The organism is Bacillus cereus group sp. BfR-BA-01355 (assembly GCF_022663675.1).
Classification (GTDB): domain Bacteria; phylum Bacillota; class Bacilli; order Bacillales; family Bacillaceae_G; genus Bacillus_A; species Bacillus_A thuringiensis_S.
The window spans coordinates 1-975 of the sequence record NZ_JAKUFY010000268.1 but is presented as its reverse complement, the minus strand read 5'-3'; the positions used below and the strand labels follow the sequence as shown (position 1 = coordinate 975).

Sequence of the window (975 nt, the reverse complement as noted above, 5' to 3'; positions counted from 1 at the left end):
TTCATTTAATGCAGCTAAAGCAAACGCTGGAGCAGTATATAGTCCACAAAATTTTAGAGTTGTGGATGGGACACCTAATGGATGGTTGAAGGTTAAAACATGGGAAGGCGAGAAATGGATGAATCTAGATGGAGAAGAAAGATTCATAAATCAATCATTCTATGCGTATAACGAGCCTTCATTTAGCTCAGGCAAAGCAAACGCTGGAGCATTATATAGTCCACAGAATTTTAGAATAATAGATGGGACACCTAGTGGATGGTTGAAGATTAAAACATGGGAAGGCGACAAGTGGATTAATTTAAATGTGGAAGATACAGGCATAGAATTGTACGTGGAAGCTACTGCATACAGCGTAGAAGGTAGTCCACCACATGAAAGAATTACGGCGGCCGGAATAGACATAGGAAAAAATCCTAACATCAAGTTAATTGCAGTTGATCCTAAAGTTATTAAACTAGGAACAAAGGTTTGGGTTGAAGGATACGGTGATGCAATTGCGGGAGATACAGGTGGGGCTATTAAAGGCAATAAAATTGATGTTCTGTTTCCTACAGAAAAGCAAGCACGTGAATGGGGACGTAAAAAAGTGAGAATTAAAATAATGAAATAGGATATATCTATTCTTTGCTTCGAAAATTATATATTAGACAAAATAAAAGGGAGGATATTTTTATGTTTAAGAAAAGTATAGGAATCTTATTGTTTTTTATTCTATCTATCTCGACATTCGGTATGGTAACTCACGCTGCTAATAGTTCAGAATACGTGAATCAATCATTCTATGGGTATAAAGAACCATCTTTTAATTCAGCTAAAACAAATGGCGGATCAGAGTATGGTGCTCAAAATGTAGGAGTCATGGAAAAAAGAGATAATGGCTGGTGGAAGATTGAAACATGGGAAGGTCCAGTTTGGATTAACTTAAATGGGGAAGAACGTGTCATGGGAGATTTCTATGCATATGATGAACCT

The 975-nt window shown here is 36.8% G+C and carries 1 protein-coding gene and 1 pseudogene; both read left to right on the top strand.

Going from position 1 to position 975, the window contains the following annotated elements; translation table 11 throughout:
• The coding region (locus tag MR167_RS31515) for a 3D domain-containing protein (RefSeq protein ID WP_242316234.1) at positions 1–613 on the top strand (613 nt) is incomplete at its 5' end.
• 62 nt (positions 614–675) lie between these two features.
• Positions 676–975, top strand: a pseudogene (locus tag MR167_RS31510) (hypothetical protein); the annotation flags it as partial.